Raw genomic sequence first — 14260 nt, 5'->3', positions numbered from 1 at the left:
TGATTTACCTAATCAAAAACCTCTTAATTGCTTTCTAAAACGAAAACAGAAGGCACTCAATACACAAGCTACTAAATAGCTTATGGCTGCCATACTCCAAAAACCATAAATTCCCATTGCAGATATAGAGTGACTCCCCCAGTGCAGCCCTTTATAAGCCATCCACCAACCACCGCCCAATCCGAAACATAACACCACGACTAAAAAAATCAGCATCGGTAAAATCGACACATCCCAACAACGCAACAAAGAGGTCAATAACGTCATTAAGCCATCGAGAAAATGAGACATGCAGACAATCAAGAGCAGTGATGCAGCCAAAATCTGTACAGCCAAATCATCTGAATAGAACGTGACAATTAAGCCCCTCTCCAACCATAAACACAAGGATAAACTGCCACTCACTGCCATAATGACCCATATACTTTGTCTGGCAATTTTATCTGCTTCTTTCATGTTGCCGCTGCCCATAGTTCTTGACACCAAAATGCTATAAGCCGAGGCAATTGATGAAGGAAAAATAAACATGAAACCGCCAGTGCTCGCGACAATTTGATGGGCTGCAGATACCACACTCCCGAAAGGCAAAATCAGAATAGCAACTGAACAAAATGCAACAACGTCCATCAACGCCATGATCGCAGTAGGTATCCCTATTTTTAAAATCATACACAGACTTTGCCGGCTATCTTCAACTGACTGTTCTGGATGTTCAATAAAGATGTACCTTTTCTCTAGAAAAAACAGGTAATAAACGGCCAACATAAACCACCGTACAATGATAGTGGCTAACAACGCCCCTATCGCCCCGAGTGGCGGAATTGAAAATAAAGCAACACCATAAATCAGAAGATAGGACAAAATAATTTTAAGAATGAAGAAAAGACTATCTGATAATAAAACCTTATACGCATTTTCAGTGACCTGAGACAAAGCTGTAAATAAGCGCATCAATAAATGGGCAGGTAAAATAAATACCAAAGCCCAAATACAGTTTTTAGTAATTGAAACGACATGCTCAGATGCACCAAATAATTTTGGTAAATCACGGAACAAGTAAAGCAAGGCAATACTCACCAATGCCGAACATAACATCAGCCAAACGCCTTGAATAAAAATTTGACGAATACGTGGTATGTCATGGCAACCATAAGCTTCCGAGAGCTTAAGCATCACACCTTGCAGTATCCCCATTCCAATGACATAAACCACTGTATATAAAGATAAGGTCACCGATAAGGCGGCAACATGGTCATTACTAAAATGCCCTACATAAGCAATATCAATCAATCCACTTAAAACTACAATTAAATTGCTAGAGAGCATGGGAATAAATAATTTAAAAATCTGGTTCATCAAAAAAATGCCTTATTTTTTTCTTTGCGATTTATGTCGATATTCACGTTATTTTTAGTGCATCAATTCGAAGCAAAAGACATACCAGTTTTAAATTCAGCTCAAATAAAAAGTGCTTTAAATAAAAAGACCAAACTATCTGTTTGGCCTTCTTTTGTCATGTATGTTGTTTATACAGTTATTCTTGTTTGTGTTTACTTGCCCAATAAGTCGCAAGTGCAGGACCCGAAATATTATGCCAAAGGCTGAAAATAGCACTTGGTACCGCTGTAATCGGAGAAGCCGCAAAATGCACTGCTGCAAGCGCCACGCCTAAGCCTGAGTTTTGCATCCCCACCTCAATAGCAATCGCCTTACTGTCCGCATAAGGTAATTTAAAGAAACGCGCTGCGGTAAAACCTAATAAATATCCAAGCCCATTATGCAATATCACTACCGCCAAAATGAGCAAACCCGACTGTAAAATAGCTGCTTTACTGCCACCAATAATGGCTGCCACAATCGCTACAATTGCAATCACTGAAACTAATGGCATGACTTGAATATAGGATTCAACCTGACGTTTAAGCCAAGTTCGCAAAATCAGCCCAATCACAATCGGAAGTAGTACGACTTGCAAAATCGAAATAAACATCGAAGCCGCGTCAATCTTTAGCCATTGGCTGGCGAGTAGATAGAAAATTGCAGGTGTTAACACAGGAGCCAAGAGTGTTGATACCGAGGTACAGGCGACCGATAAAGCCACATTGCCTTTGGCCATATAGGTAATGACATTTGAAGCTGTTCCTCCTGGGCAACAACCGACTAAAATAACGCCGACCGCAATTTCAGGAGGCAAATTAAATAATTTACATAAAATAAATGCCAAGCCCGGCATCACCACAAACTGCGCGACAACCCCAATTAACACGGCTTTAGGGCTTTGTAGTACCCCTTTAAAATCATCAACGGTCATGGTCATTCCCATGCCAAGCATAATAATGCCCAAAATCCATGGAATATAAGCTTTCAGCCAAACAAAAAATTCAGGCTGCCATAGCGCCAGAGCTGCAAAAATAATTACCCATAGGGCAAACGTCTTTTGAACAAACTGAGTAAAACGGAGTAATGCAGACATACTGTTCATCCATACCAAATCGCAATTAAAGTCCAAGCATCAAAATCAGTATCTCTAGCATTCATTCAACAGATCAGTCGATTGAATACGAACAACACCTTGTTGCTGCATAGTTTGCCACACTTGTTCTAATGAACCATTAAGATCAATACCTTTGCATGCATCTTCAATTACTAAAGTTTTAAAGCCTTGCTTAACCGCATCTAAAGCAGTCCATGCGACACAAAAGTCTGTAGCAATTCCGACCACATAGACCGTATCAATACCACGTTCTTTTAAGTAACCCGTTAAACCTGTCATTGTGGTGTGGTCAGCTTCCATAAAAGCCGAGTAACTATCAATATGAGCATGAAAACCTTTTCGGATAATCAGTTGAGCTGTCGGGATATTTAAATCCGGATGAAATTCGGCATCATGAGTGCCTTGTATACAATGCTTAGGCCAAAGCACCTGTGATCCATAATCCAGTTCAATCGTTTCAAATGGCTGCTTGCCCGGATGATTGGCTGCAAAAGAAATGTGATTATCCGGATGCCAGTCTTGAGTGAGGACTACATTTTCAAAACAACCTGCCAATTGGTTAATGGTTGGAATAATCGTATCAGCGTCGGCAACTGCTAGGTTTCCACCAGGGGTAAAACCATTTTGCACGTCAACTACGACTAAAGCCGAATTTTGTGGTTGTTTATTCATTTTCATGCCATCTTAAGTCCCATTCGGGAGAAATATGCATTTTATCTTGCCATAAAAAAGACCGTGTTAAGTAGAGGTTGGAAGAATTGCACCATATTCTCATTTTTACTGTCTTTTACTTGAAATGATCAAATTGGCATTCTATGTTTTGCTCAAGTTTACATAGGGTTTATCAGTCAAGCATATTGTTCTTATGCGTCTGATCAGTCATAATTTGCATAATTGTCATTCAACAATCTGTTATTGTTAGAACTGGACAATCAAAATACTGCAACCATCCCACATTTTGTTTTTCTTACCTCAGATTCGGATGGATAAATAGGATATTTTTTAAAATGACTCAGCAAGCACAGACCATTCAAGGCTCAATCGTCGCAATCGTCACTCCCATGTTGAAAGATGGCGGTGTAGATTGGAAGAGTCTTGAGAAGCTGGTTGAGTGGCACATAGAACAAGGTACAAACAGTATTGTAGCCGTCGGTACAACCGGCGAAGCCTCAACATTGAGCATGGAAGAGCACACACAGGTTATTAAAGAAATTATTCGTGTAGCCAACAAACGTATTCCAATTATTGCCGGTACTGGTGCAAACTCAACCCGTGAAGCAATCGAATTAACTAAAGCTGCCAAAGACCTTGGCGCAGATGCAGCTTTACTTGTAACCCCATACTATAACAAGCCGACTCAAGAAGGCCTTTACCAACACTATAAAGCGATTGCTGAAGCTGTTGAATTACCGCTTATTCTTTACAACGTACCTGGTCGTACAGGTGTAGATTTGTCAAACGATACAGCTGTGCGTTTAGCGGAAATTCCAAATATTGTCGGCATTAAAGATGCAACAGGTGACGTACCACGCGGTAAAGCTTTAATCGATGCTTTAAACGGCAAGATGGCTGTGTATTCAGGTGATGATGAAACTGCGTGGGAACTTATGCTTCTTGGCGCAGACGGTAATATCTCGGTTACTGCAAACATTGCACCTAAAGCAATGAGCGAAGTATGTGCGGTTGCAATTGCAAAAGATGAGCAACAAGCAAAGACGCTTAACAATAAGATTGCAAATTTACACAATATTCTATTTTGCGAATCAAACCCAATTCCTGTGAAATGGGCACTACATGAGATGGGACTGATTGATACTGGTATTCGTTTACCACTCACTCCTCTCGCTGAGCAATATCGCGAACCTCTCCGCAATGCCCTAAAAGATGCGGGAATTATTTAATAAGAGCAATTTATGATGCAATTACGTCTTGGTTTAGTCCTTGCAGTTTCAGCCTTAAGTTTAGCTGGCTGTGGTCGCTTCGCACTCAATAATCACTCTTTAGATTATAAAAATGCAAAGCAACTCGCCCCACTTGAGTACCCTGCCGATGCAACTGTACGACCAGCGACACCTTTGTATCCTGCACCAACAGTAGACCAGCTTGCTATCGATCACGCACCGAAGTTTGAAAACAAGCGTGGCAATCGTTTTGCATTGCCACGTCCTGAACCACTTCAAACTGATACGACAGCAGATGCATCTGCTCAAACAGGTAGTGCGCTTGGTCGCCCTCAACTTGTGACAGATGGTAATAAAAACCCACTGTTAAAAATTGATGGAAGTACTGCCGAGATTTGGCAATACACCAAAGCTACGTTAAGCACGTTAAATTACAACGTCATCGCTCAAGGTAACAATCAAGCGACGATTAAAGTAAATGACAATACATATGTGCTTAAGCTCACTGGTGTTGGCTCTAGTCATAGCCTTGCTCTATTTAATCCAGATAACACTTTTGCTAGCCCTGATGTTGCCGCAGAAGTGTTAAACCAGATTTACCAAAATTGGCCAGCCTAGTCGTTTACTAGGCATTTTTTTTAAAAAAGGTTCCCTCATGTTAAAACAAACCTTGCTCTATACTGGTAAAGCAAAATCTGTATATGAAACAGACAATGCCGACCATCTGATTTTAGTCTTTCGTGATGATGCCTCTGCGTTCAATGGCGAAAAAATCGAACAACTAGATCGTAAAGGCAAGGTGAACAACCGTTTTAACGCCTTCATCATGGAAAAACTTGCTGAAGCGGGTATCGAAACGCATTTTGAAAAATTGCTTTCTCCAACTGAAGTTCTTGTTAAAAAACTTCAAATGATTCCTGTTGAATGTGTAATCCGTAACTATGCAGCAGGTTCTCTATGCCGTCGTTTAGGTATAGAAGAAGGTAAAGAGTTAACTCCTCCTACATTTGAATTGTTCTACAAAGATGATGGCCTAGGCGATCCAATGGTTAACGAATCTCAAGCGATTGCTTTAGGTTGGGCGACTGCTGAACAGTTAGAACAAATGAAAGTGTTAACTTATAAAGTAAATGATGTATTAAAAGCATTATTTGCTGAAGGCAACATGATTTTGGTGGACTTCAAACTTGAATTTGGTGTTTTCCATGATCGTATCGTACTTGGTGACGAATTCTCTCCAGACGGTTGCCGTTTATGGGACAAAGACACTAAGAAAAAACTCGACAAAGACCGTTTCCGTCAAGGCTTAGGCGGTGTTGTTGAAGCTTATGAAGAAGTTGCTGCTCGTTTAGGCGTAGATTTATCTGACATCTAATCAGCTCAACTTTATAAAAAACCGAGCATTTCAGCTCGGTTTTTTTATTTTCAGCACCCTAGAATTTAGGAAAAGTAGACAGATTTGTATATTTAATTAAATTATGAGTTGCACAATCTCAAAACAAAGCACTAAAATCTAAAAAAATATAAATTGCATCACAATAATTAAATTTTTAAATAGGATGAGTCTATGGAACTATTTAAACCAGAAAAGAGATTAATGAATCATCCAATCCATTTTGGTGAAAATCCATTAGTGATTTTATCTAATTTTAGCCACTCTGCCTTAAAGCAAGGATGGAGCCAAGCTGAAGTCGAAACTGTCATTTCTGAAGCTTCCCAAGGCGACTATATGAAACTCATACGTACCTTGAGAGCATATACCTTGTTTTAATTATTGTTGCCATTTTCATGACTACAAGCGCTTAGCTTCAACGTTACACTTTTTATAGCAGGCTGATTGAGTTTGCTATCTTTTCTTATACTTAACTTTTCTCTCAGGTCTGGTCGATTCTTTTCTTCATGCATTATTGTTCTAGTTCGCTTACCCCGAGAGTGTTCAATTCATAAAAAAATACATAAAGCTGGTAGGAATCTTCTAGATTTATCCTGAACACTGCCTTAACAATAAATAAAAAACGATAAATATAAATTAATTATTCAGTGAGGAGTAAACCCGATGGACCATGAACTAGAAGAAGAGAAAGTCGATCAAACCCTAAGCTGGCGTGAAAAAATGGCAGTTGAAGAACACGAGAAACTGTCGCCCCGTTTAGTATATGAAATTATTCGCCGTGATGGTGCCGAAGAGTTAGATCGCCCAACAGCCGCGCTCATCTTTTCAGGCATTGCAGCAGGTCTAGTCATCAGTTTTTCATTTGTATTTAAGGCAATTATTGCTTCTTATATCCCAACTGATGCCATCTGGACCGATTTAATTACCAATTTCGGTTATACCATTGGATTCCTGATCGCTATTTTAGGACACATGCAGCTCTTTACCGAAAATACTATTACTACAGTTGTGCCCCTATTTAAGCCCTTTACCTTAGACAAATTACGAGCTGTAGGCCGTCTATGGGGAATCGTGTTTCTATGCAATATCATTGGAACAGCTTTGGCGAGTTTATTCTTCCTGACCACCGACCTGTTTACTCCAAACATTGATAAAGCCCTAGATGAGCTCGCACATCATGTTGCGTCTTTTTCCGCCACCCAAAATCTGCTTAAAGGGGTTATGTCTGGTCTTTTAATTGCTGCATTGGTCTGGATGCTACCTTCCGTCAGCAATAAATTCCTAGTCATCTTTTTCATGACTTATCTAATAGGACTAGGCGACTTTACCCATGTGGTCGTTGGCTCTACCGAAATGTCCTATCTGGTCTGGCAAGGAGAAGCTTCTCTTGGTGAATATCTGTTTAATTTCCTGATTCCAACCACCATTGGCAATATTATTGGTGGTACAGGCGTGTTTACCCTGCTGATTTATGGTCAGGTGACTGAAGAATTGGAACAATAGCAGGAAACAATAAAACTATTGTTCCTGCTGCCATCTGCGTTGTTGTAGGCGTTCACCTTCAACTTCACGCTTGTTTCTTGCCGACTCATAGAGTTTGGTTCCCTTTAACTCAGGCGGCAAATAATCTTGCAGTACAAAGTGCTCAGGGTAGTCATGAGGATAGAGATAATTAATTCCATAACCTTGCTGTTTCATCAGTTTGGTTGGCGCATTTCTCAAGTGTAAAGGTACTGGTAAATTTGCCGTTTTCTCAGCAAGTTCTAAGGCCTTATTAATCGCGAGGTAAGTACTATTACTTTTTGCACTGGTCGCTAAATAAACTGCTGTTTGACCCAAAATAATTCGAGCCTCAGGCATTCCCACCGCCTGTACAGAACGGAAACATTCACCTGCAAGCAATAGTGCATTTGGATTCGAGTTTCCAATATCTTCTGAAGCGGCAATCAACATACGTCTTGCAATAAAAACCGGATCTTCCCCGCCTTTAAGCATCCGCGCCATCCAGTACAAAGCCGCATCTGGATCACTACCACGAATCGATTTGATAAAGGCAGAAACGAGGTCGTAATGCTGTTCACCCGATTCGTCATAACGCGCAATATTTTGCTGAGCGACTTTTACTACAACTGCATTGGTAATGGTATTTTCAACTTCGGGCTCAAAAGTACTTGCAATTAAGTCTAGTAAATTTAGTGCTTTACGGGCATCACCTGCTGCAAACTGTAAAAGAGCATCATACTCTTCAATATGAATATAGCGTTCTTTTAAAAATTTATCGTTTTGGAGTGCATTGTTAAGTAGCGTCTGAATTGCCTCACTGTCTAAACTGTTTAAGGTATAGACCTGACAGCGTGATAAAAGTGCACTATTGACTTCAAAAGACGGGTTTTCAGTGGTGGCGCCAATTAAGGTAATTTTACCTTTTTCTACGGCACCTAATAATGCATCTTGCTGTGATTTATTAAAGCGATGGATTTCGTCAATAAAAACTACAGGGGTCAGTAAGTCACCACTTTCTGCAATCACTTCACGTAATTCTTTTACGCCCGTATTCAGCGCAGATAAGCTCACAAATGGACGATCTATTGCCTGAGCTAAAAGCAAAGCAATTGTCGTTTTACCGACGCCTGGCGGCCCCCAAAAAATAATAGAAGGCAAATGTCCCTGATCAATCATTTGACGTAAGGGTGCATGTTCACCTAACAAATGATCTTGCCCAATAATTTCAGACAAGTCTCTCGGGCGCAGGCGTTCAGGAAGTGGAATATGGGTGTCTGACATCTCAAATAGCTTTATCGTCTTTTCACTATAGTCTATTGTGTCTCACAGAAATCTACAATTTGAATCTATGAGACACATCCTTTATTTACAGGGTATTTCCTAGCATTAAGAGGGTTTCTTACTCAGCTTGAGTAAACGAGCATTGGGGCCATCTTCAATTACCCAAATTGAACCGTCTTGTGCTTCATGTAACCCACGAATACGTTGCTTCATCTCTAATCTTTGTACTTCTTTTACGGGCTTATGCTCTAAATCTACAACTACAATTGCTTCTGAAGATAACCCGCCAATTAAAGCTTTATTTTGCCATGCGGGAAATTGTTGTCCGCGATAAATAATTAAGCTCGACGGTGAGATTACAGGGGTCCAGTCAATTTCTGGCGCTTTAAACTCTGGGCGCGTGTGATGATCTGGAATAGGCTGACCTGAATAATGATCTCCATTTGAAACAATCGGATAACCATAGTTTTCGCCTTTGGTAATAATATTAAGCTCATCACCACCTTTAGGCCCCATCTCAACCACCCATAGCTGTCCTTTACGGTCAAAGGCCATTCCTAATGGGTTACGATGTCCAAGTGACCATATTTCAGCAGTGACACCGCCTTGCTCATAAAAAGGGTTACCTAAGGCTGCTAAACCGTCGTCATTTAAACGCAAGATTTTGCCCAAGTTGCTTTTCACATTTTGGGCAGGGTCAAACTTTTGGCGCTCACCTGAACTGACCCAAAGCTTACCATCTGCACCAAAAAGCATGCGATGCCCATAATGGCCTTGTCCTGAGACTTTAGGTACTTGTTGCCAAATCTGCTTTACATCGGTGAGTTTTGGCTGATTAGGATTAGATAAATCTAATTTTGCACGTGAAATCACTGCACCAGACCCACCTTGCCCTTTGGCTGCATAACTAAGATATATCCAGTGATTTTTGGCAAAGTCTGGGTGTAGAGCAACATCCCCTAAACCGCCCTGTCCGCCATAGTTCACCGCTGGAACACCCTGAACATCTAGCACTTGTTTATTTTGTGGATTAAAAATTTTTAGCTTACCTTGCCGTTCAGTCACCAATAACCGCTGATCAGGCAAACTGGTGATCGCCCAAGGCTCATTAAAATGTGCGACTGCCTCGACCTGATAAGTTTGTTTGGCAGCACTGGTCTGCTCTGTTTTTGCAATTGTATTTTGTTCAGGATTTTTTGAATTAGTATTATTAGAGCCACAGGCCATTAACAAGAAGAAACTACTACATAATAAGGGGGCTGCTAATCGTCTCATCATTTTTATCTCCTTTTGCTTTTATTTTTATATAACGGAGATGATTAAAAAATTTACGATAAAAATGTTACTTTATTATACGCTGTAATTAAAAATGCTCATCGGGAGCGTATTAACGCACCCAACGCACCACATAATCTTCGATATCATCTTCATATACATCAGTTTCAGGAATACAACGCCCTGCTACCGACTTTTTCGCTTTCACTACGCTTTGTCTGGAACCCGTATTTAAATAGTGCCAAGAAGGTAAATTTTTGCCTTCATTCAAACGTTTATAGGCACAACTCGATGGCAACCAGTGTATGGTTTTTAAAGTTTCCGGTGTTAGTTGTAAACAGTCGGGTACTTGCTGCTGACGGTTTGGGTAGTCAGAACAACGTCCAGTATTGCAATCAAGTAACTTGCACGCCACTTTGGTGTACGCAACTTCATGTGTATCTTCATCTTCTAGCTTGACCAAACAGCACAATCCGCATCCATCACACAGTGCCTCCCACTCAGCCTGAGTCAGTTGCTCTAGCGTATAATTTTTCCAAAACAATGGACGAAGTGAGGTCTCGGTAGACATAAGATTTTAACGGCTATATAGATCAAGCAAAATCAGATTATAGCATTGAAGTACGCTGGTCTTAAGAAAAGAAGCCGTATTTTTGGCATCACAAAATGATTGTTTAATATACATTTCAACCACATAAACGACACATTTCGTGCAAAAAACACGCTATATAGTAAAAAGACAATGAAAAATAAGGAGGACAGCATATGTTCCGTTGGGCAATAATTTTTGCAGTGATTGCACTCATTGCCAGTCTATTAGGGTTTGGTGGTGTTGCAGGGTTATCTAAAGACTTTGCCGTGATTTTATTAGTGATAGCTGTAATTCTCGCTGTTATTGGTTTTATTTCGCGAGGCCGAACTTAATTTAATCATGACCATATCAAAAAGAAGGAACTCGTTCCTTCTTTTTTTATTGCATAAATATTTCTATGCTTTTCTTTTGATGTAGTTTTTTACATAGTTATTTATATGGCTTTTATTTTTTATGCTTTAATCAAGCGTATTTAAATCGAATTTAATTTCAGGATTAATGTCATGAGTACAGTAATTAAAACCCGTGAAATTCAATATACTGCACCAGATGGTAGCCATTTAATTGGTTACTTTGCGGCTCCAGAAAGTGAAACACCTGTACCAGGTGTCATTATTGGTCCTGAGTGGTGGGGTCGTAACGAATACACTGAACAACGTGCGCGTGAACTTGCTGAACACGGTTATGCTGCACTTGCAATTGACATGTATGGCGATAAAAAAGTAACAACGACTGCAGCTCAAGCTTATGAATGGATGATGCAGACATTTGAAAATCTAGACACTGTGACTGATCGTGCCAACGCAGGTCTTCAGACTTTGGCTGCTCAACCGGAAGTAAATAGTGAAAAACTTGCAGCGGTAGGTTTTTGTTATGGTGGCAAAGTGGTACTCGATCTAGCTCGCTCAGGTGCTCCCCTCAAAGCAACTGCGACATTCCATGGTACATTAGCTCCTAAGGCTCCTGCTCAAAAAGGCAACATTCAAGGTGAGGTATTGGTTCTACATGGTGAACTAGACAGCATGGTCACCTTAGAAGATGTTGCTAATTTTGAAAAAGAGATGCAAGCTGCTGAGGTTAAACATGAGGTAGTGGTTTTAAAAGATGCTAAACATGGCTTTAGTAACCCGCTTGCAGATGAAAGAGCTAAAGCGAATGGTGTAGACCTTGGCTACAACAGCGAAGCGGAGAAACAAGGCCTTGCTAAAATGTACGCTTTATTAGAACGTACTTTAAAATAAAAGAAGCAAATTTGGAGCAAATGGCATTTTTCGCATTTGCTCCCTTAAATGTTTATGACTTTGCAATATTTTTACTGTATTTTTTAAACCATACTTCAATAAATATACTCCCGTTGAGCTAGAGCAAAGCCTAGTCTTATTTCCCGCACTCGGGGTTTAATGGAATAACATGAGAGGATACAACAATGACTGACAAGAAATGTCCGTATTGCGATTTTGATGAATATGACATCATTGATAAGAATGAATTTGCTGTAATTTTACCAGACCCAAATCCGTTGTCTAAAGGTCACTGTGTAGTGACTCCACTACGCCATGTCAGCTCGTTTTTTGATATTACGTCTAAAGAGCACCAAGGCTTACTGACACTTCTTGAAATTGCCCGTCATGAAACCCAGCTTCGCCATCAGCCAGACGGTTTCCATATTGGCTTTAATGATGGTGAAGTGTTTGGACAGACTTCTGACCATTTCCACATTCATGTCATTCCATACTACAAAAACCAACCGTTGAAACTTGATCAACGTTGGGGTGTACAAAAGGATTAATCCTTTTTACTCATAGAACAGGGACTACATTTTTGATGTAGTCCCTGTTTTCATGTGTCCATTTTCTTCGGTTTCTTTAAACAAAATTTCACCCAAATTTCAGCTATAATTTAGCCCTTACTTTTCTTCTATAGCTGTTCATGCCTGAATTTTCTTTTTCTGATGCCCTCTTAAACTGGTTCGATCAACATGGTCGGCATGATTTGCCTTGGCAAGTCGCAGATGATCCATACAAAGTCTGGGTTTCTGAAATTATGTTACAGCAAACTCAGGTGAAAACGGTTCTACAATATTTTGACCGCTTTATGGAGCGCTTCCCAACTGTAGAAGCTTTAGGCTATGCAACTTGGGATGAAGTCGCCCCTTATTGGGCAGGTCTTGGCTATTACGCTCGTGCCCGCAATTTGCATAAAGCTGCCGGCCTTGTAGCACAGCAAGGCAAATTTCCTGAAACCCTAGAAGAATGGATTGCACTACCGGGCATTGGTCGCTCGACCGCAGGTGCACTCATGTCTTTGGGTTTACGTCAGTACGGCGTGATTATGGATGGCAACGTAAAACGTGTATTAGCCCGTTTTTTTGCTATTGAAGATGATTTAAGCAAACCACAGCACGAACGTGAAATGTGGAAACTGGCTGAAGAGCTTTGCCCGACACATCGTAATCATGACTACACGCAAGCGATTATGGACTTGGGTGCAACCATTTGTACGCCTAAAAAACCGCTGTGTTTATATTGTCCAATGCAAGCTCATTGTCTGGCTTACCAGCAAGGTTTAGAACAAGAATTACCTTTTAAAAAACCGAAAAAAACACCACCTGTTAAAACAGCAGATGTTCTTATTATTCAGTGCGAAGATGAATGGTTCTGGCAACAACGCCCAGCTCATGGCCTATGGGGTGGTTTATTCTGTTTACCTATTTTAGAAAATGAACATGAACGACTGAGCATAAGCCAGCAATTTAAACTACAGCCTCAACTACAAACCTTTCAGATCAGTCATAGCTTCACTCACTTTACATGGTTACTTAATACTCATGTGTTCCACGTGGAACCTGATCAAAAAGAACATCTGGCGATTGAACTTGAAGGCCAATGGTTAAGCCCAGAACAAGCTATTGCTAAAGGTGTCCCAACTGCTATGAAAAAATTGATCTCGACAAGCCGTTCATGACATAGTGAGCAAAATAATTTTGATATGGCTGTGACAGGGAGTATTTTGTGCGACGTTTTGTTTCCCATCTCTCACTTGGTTTTCTCATTATTCTATTGGCAGCCTGTGCCAGTGCACCTAAAAAACCTGCCCCGCTTTCACCAGCTCAAGTTAGCAAACTCAAGAGTATGCAGCTTCCAAGTCGGCTTCCTGTTCCGGTAAAAGGTGTCGATCGAGATGAGTTAAAAGACACATGGGGAGCTGCTCGGAGTCAGGGCCGTAGCCACGAAGGAATTGATATTTTGGCTCCACGTGGAACCAAAGTGTACAGTGCAACTGAAGGGCTCATTGCCGATCTTCGTAATAATAACCTCGGTGGCAAAGTCATCTGGATTTTAGGCCCGGCAGGAACATGGCATTATTATGCTCATCTTGATGGACATAAACGTGGCTTAAACGTAGGTGACTATGTCAAAAAAGGTGATTTAATTGGCTATGTCGGCAACACGGGCAATGCACGTTATACTTCACCTCATCTTCATTATGGTCTTTACTTAGATGGTAAAGGTCGTGGTGCTGTTAATCCTTATTCATATTTACGCTAGGAACATTTTATGTCGGAAGCGCTGATCAATCGCTTAGTAGAGTTTGCCGAGTCTGGCAACCAGCAAAAGATCATTTTAAATGGCAATAGCTATCAAGGCTGGATCATGGAAATCAGTGATGATGCCCTACTGATCAGTACCGGTTTTTCAGATAAAGTTGGCAAAGACTTTTGGCTAAAGTTTGAAGACTTAACTCAAGCTGAACTGTATTATTGGGATACTCGCCCAAATGAATGGGTACCATTCAAACTCTAAAATACCAAGATAAATATA

At 40.6% G+C, this 14260-nt stretch carries 17 protein-coding genes; 11 read left to right on the top strand and 6 right to left on the bottom strand.

Going from position 1 to position 14260, the window contains the following annotated elements; all coding sequences use genetic code 11:
• Nucleotides 1–12: 12 nt before the first annotated feature.
• The 3 genes from MKL62_RS15665 to pncA form a co-directional block, all read right to left on the bottom strand.
• Nucleotides 13–1356, bottom strand: coding sequence for an MATE family efflux transporter (locus MKL62_RS15665; RefSeq protein WP_005127820.1), 1344 nt, complete (start codon nt 1354–1356; stop codon nt 13–15).
• Nucleotides 1357–1534: 178 nt separating this feature from the next.
• Entirely contained in the window at nt 1535–2473 is a 939-nt protein-coding gene (locus tag MKL62_RS15660) for a bile acid:sodium symporter family protein (protein WP_001275073.1), read from the bottom strand.
• Nucleotides 2474–2527: 54 nt separating this feature from the next.
• Entirely contained in the window at nt 2528–3172 is a 645-nt protein-coding gene (gene pncA / locus MKL62_RS15655) for a bifunctional nicotinamidase/pyrazinamidase (RefSeq protein WP_005127819.1), read from the bottom strand.
• 329 nt (nt 3173–3501) lie between these two features.
• Between pncA and dapA the strand changes: the two genes are divergently transcribed.
• The 5 genes from dapA (at nt 3502) to MKL62_RS15630 (ending at nt 7291) form a co-directional block, all read left to right on the top strand.
• Nucleotides 3502–4395 (top strand): 4-hydroxy-tetrahydrodipicolinate synthase, encoded by an 894-nt coding sequence (dapA, locus tag MKL62_RS15650; protein ID WP_000193600.1) that lies wholly within the window; start codon nt 3502–3504, stop codon nt 4393–4395.
• A 15-nt stretch (nt 4396–4410) separates the two neighbouring features.
• Nucleotides 4411–5013: a hypothetical protein gene (locus tag MKL62_RS15645; protein WP_001177091.1), complete on the top strand. Its 603-nt coding sequence runs from the start codon at nt 4411–4413 to the stop codon at nt 5011–5013.
• Between the two features lie 37 nt (nt 5014–5050).
• Nucleotides 5051–5770 (top strand): phosphoribosylaminoimidazolesuccinocarboxamide synthase, encoded by a 720-nt coding sequence (gene purC / locus MKL62_RS15640; RefSeq protein WP_188200015.1) that lies wholly within the window; start codon nt 5051–5053, stop codon nt 5768–5770.
• Nucleotides 5771–5962: 192 nt separating this feature from the next.
• The gene (locus MKL62_RS15635) at nt 5963–6166 is read left to right on the top strand and encodes a hypothetical protein (protein WP_000418560.1); all 204 of its coding nucleotides are present in this window, start codon (nt 5963–5965) and stop codon (nt 6164–6166) included.
• 285 nt (nt 6167–6451) lie between these two features.
• On the top strand, nt 6452–7291 hold the full coding sequence (locus tag MKL62_RS15630; RefSeq protein ID WP_000349489.1) for a formate/nitrite transporter family protein: 840 nt from the start codon (nt 6452–6454) through the stop codon (nt 7289–7291).
• 15 nt (nt 7292–7306) lie between these two features.
• On the opposite strand, the gene MKL62_RS15625 is transcribed toward MKL62_RS15630, so the two are convergent.
• The 3 genes from MKL62_RS15625 to MKL62_RS15615 all read right to left on the bottom strand — a co-directional run bounded on the left by MKL62_RS15625 (nt 7307) and on the right by MKL62_RS15615 (nt 10418).
• Nucleotides 7307–8572: a replication-associated recombination protein A gene (locus MKL62_RS15625; RefSeq protein WP_030423586.1), complete on the bottom strand. Its 1266-nt coding sequence runs from the start codon at nt 8570–8572 to the stop codon at nt 7307–7309.
• Nucleotides 8573–8677: 105 nt separating this feature from the next.
• Entirely contained in the window at nt 8678–9850 is a 1173-nt protein-coding gene (locus MKL62_RS15620; RefSeq protein WP_005127814.1) for a PQQ-dependent sugar dehydrogenase, read from the bottom strand.
• 109 nt (nt 9851–9959) lie between these two features.
• On the bottom strand, nt 9960–10418 hold the full coding sequence (locus tag MKL62_RS15615; RefSeq protein WP_005127813.1) for a YcgN family cysteine cluster protein: 459 nt from the start codon (nt 10416–10418) through the stop codon (nt 9960–9962).
• A 194-nt stretch (nt 10419–10612) separates the two neighbouring features.
• Between MKL62_RS15615 and MKL62_RS15610 the strand changes: the two genes are divergently transcribed.
• The 6 genes from MKL62_RS15610 to MKL62_RS15585 all read left to right on the top strand — a co-directional run bounded on the left by MKL62_RS15610 (nt 10613) and on the right by MKL62_RS15585 (nt 14242).
• Entirely contained in the window at nt 10613–10771 is a 159-nt protein-coding gene (locus MKL62_RS15610; RefSeq protein WP_000490267.1) for a DUF1328 domain-containing protein, read from the top strand.
• A gap of 171 nt (nt 10772–10942) precedes the next feature.
• Nucleotides 10943–11680 carry a dienelactone hydrolase family protein gene (locus tag MKL62_RS15605; RefSeq protein WP_005127812.1) on the top strand — a complete coding sequence of 246 codons (738 nt, stop codon included), beginning with the start codon at nt 10943–10945 and terminating at the stop codon, nt 11678–11680.
• Between the two features lie 185 nt (nt 11681–11865).
• Nucleotides 11866–12228, top strand: a complete 363-nt coding sequence (locus MKL62_RS15600; protein WP_000130110.1) for an HIT family protein — start codon at nt 11866–11868, stop codon at nt 12226–12228.
• A 140-nt stretch (nt 12229–12368) separates the two neighbouring features.
• Entirely contained in the window at nt 12369–13403 is a 1035-nt protein-coding gene (gene mutY, locus MKL62_RS15595; RefSeq protein WP_005127811.1) for an A/G-specific adenine glycosylase, read from the top strand.
• Between the two features lie 47 nt (nt 13404–13450).
• Nucleotides 13451–13987, top strand: coding sequence for a M23 family metallopeptidase (locus tag MKL62_RS15590; RefSeq protein WP_001252461.1), 537 nt, complete (start codon nt 13451–13453; stop codon nt 13985–13987).
• A 9-nt stretch (nt 13988–13996) separates the two neighbouring features.
• Nucleotides 13997–14242, top strand: a complete 246-nt coding sequence (locus tag MKL62_RS15585) for a hypothetical protein (RefSeq protein ID WP_001287365.1) — start codon at nt 13997–13999, stop codon at nt 14240–14242.
• Nucleotides 14243–14260 lie beyond the last annotated feature (18 nt).

It is taken from the genome of Acinetobacter sp. AOR01_HL (genome assembly GCF_027855455.1).
Taxonomy (GTDB): domain Bacteria; phylum Pseudomonadota; class Gammaproteobacteria; order Pseudomonadales; family Moraxellaceae; genus Acinetobacter; species Acinetobacter baumannii.
The sequence above is the reverse complement of the archived record's forward strand: the minus strand, read 5'-3'. Positions and strand labels throughout refer to the sequence as shown.

Excerpts from the sequence above, each read along its gene's own strand:
- MKL62_RS15665 (WP_005127820.1), bottom strand. The coding sequence starts at position 1,356 with ATGAACCAGATTTTTAAATTATTTATTCCCATGCTCTCTAGCAATTTA.
- MKL62_RS15660 (WP_001275073.1), bottom strand. The coding sequence starts at position 2,473 with ATGTCTGCATTACTCCGTTTTACTCAGTTTGTTCAAAAGACGTTTGCC.
- pncA (WP_005127819.1), bottom strand. The coding sequence starts at position 3,172 with ATGAAAATGAATAAACAACCACAAAATTCGGCTTTAGTCGTAGTTGAC.
- dapA (WP_000193600.1), top strand. The coding sequence starts at position 3,502 with ATGACTCAGCAAGCACAGACCATTCAAGGCTCAATCGTCGCAATCGTC.
- MKL62_RS15645 (WP_001177091.1), top strand. The coding sequence starts at position 4,411 with ATGCAATTACGTCTTGGTTTAGTCCTTGCAGTTTCAGCCTTAAGTTTA.
- purC (WP_188200015.1), top strand. The coding sequence starts at position 5,051 with ATGTTAAAACAAACCTTGCTCTATACTGGTAAAGCAAAATCTGTATAT.
- MKL62_RS15635 (WP_000418560.1), top strand. The coding sequence starts at position 5,963 with ATGGAACTATTTAAACCAGAAAAGAGATTAATGAATCATCCAATCCAT.
- MKL62_RS15630 (WP_000349489.1), top strand. The coding sequence starts at position 6,452 with ATGGACCATGAACTAGAAGAAGAGAAAGTCGATCAAACCCTAAGCTGG.
- MKL62_RS15625 (WP_030423586.1), bottom strand. The coding sequence starts at position 8,572 with ATGTCAGACACCCATATTCCACTTCCTGAACGCCTGCGCCCGAGAGAC.
- MKL62_RS15620 (WP_005127814.1), bottom strand. The coding sequence starts at position 9,850 with ATGATGAGACGATTAGCAGCCCCCTTATTATGTAGTAGTTTCTTCTTG.
- MKL62_RS15615 (WP_005127813.1), bottom strand. The coding sequence starts at position 10,418 with ATGTCTACCGAGACCTCACTTCGTCCATTGTTTTGGAAAAATTATACG.
- MKL62_RS15610 (WP_000490267.1), top strand. The coding sequence starts at position 10,613 with ATGTTCCGTTGGGCAATAATTTTTGCAGTGATTGCACTCATTGCCAGT.
- MKL62_RS15605 (WP_005127812.1), top strand. The coding sequence starts at position 10,943 with ATGAGTACAGTAATTAAAACCCGTGAAATTCAATATACTGCACCAGAT.
- MKL62_RS15600 (WP_000130110.1), top strand. The coding sequence starts at position 11,866 with ATGACTGACAAGAAATGTCCGTATTGCGATTTTGATGAATATGACATC.
- mutY (WP_005127811.1), top strand. The coding sequence starts at position 12,369 with ATGCCTGAATTTTCTTTTTCTGATGCCCTCTTAAACTGGTTCGATCAA.
- MKL62_RS15585 (WP_001287365.1), top strand. The coding sequence starts at position 13,997 with ATGTCGGAAGCGCTGATCAATCGCTTAGTAGAGTTTGCCGAGTCTGGC.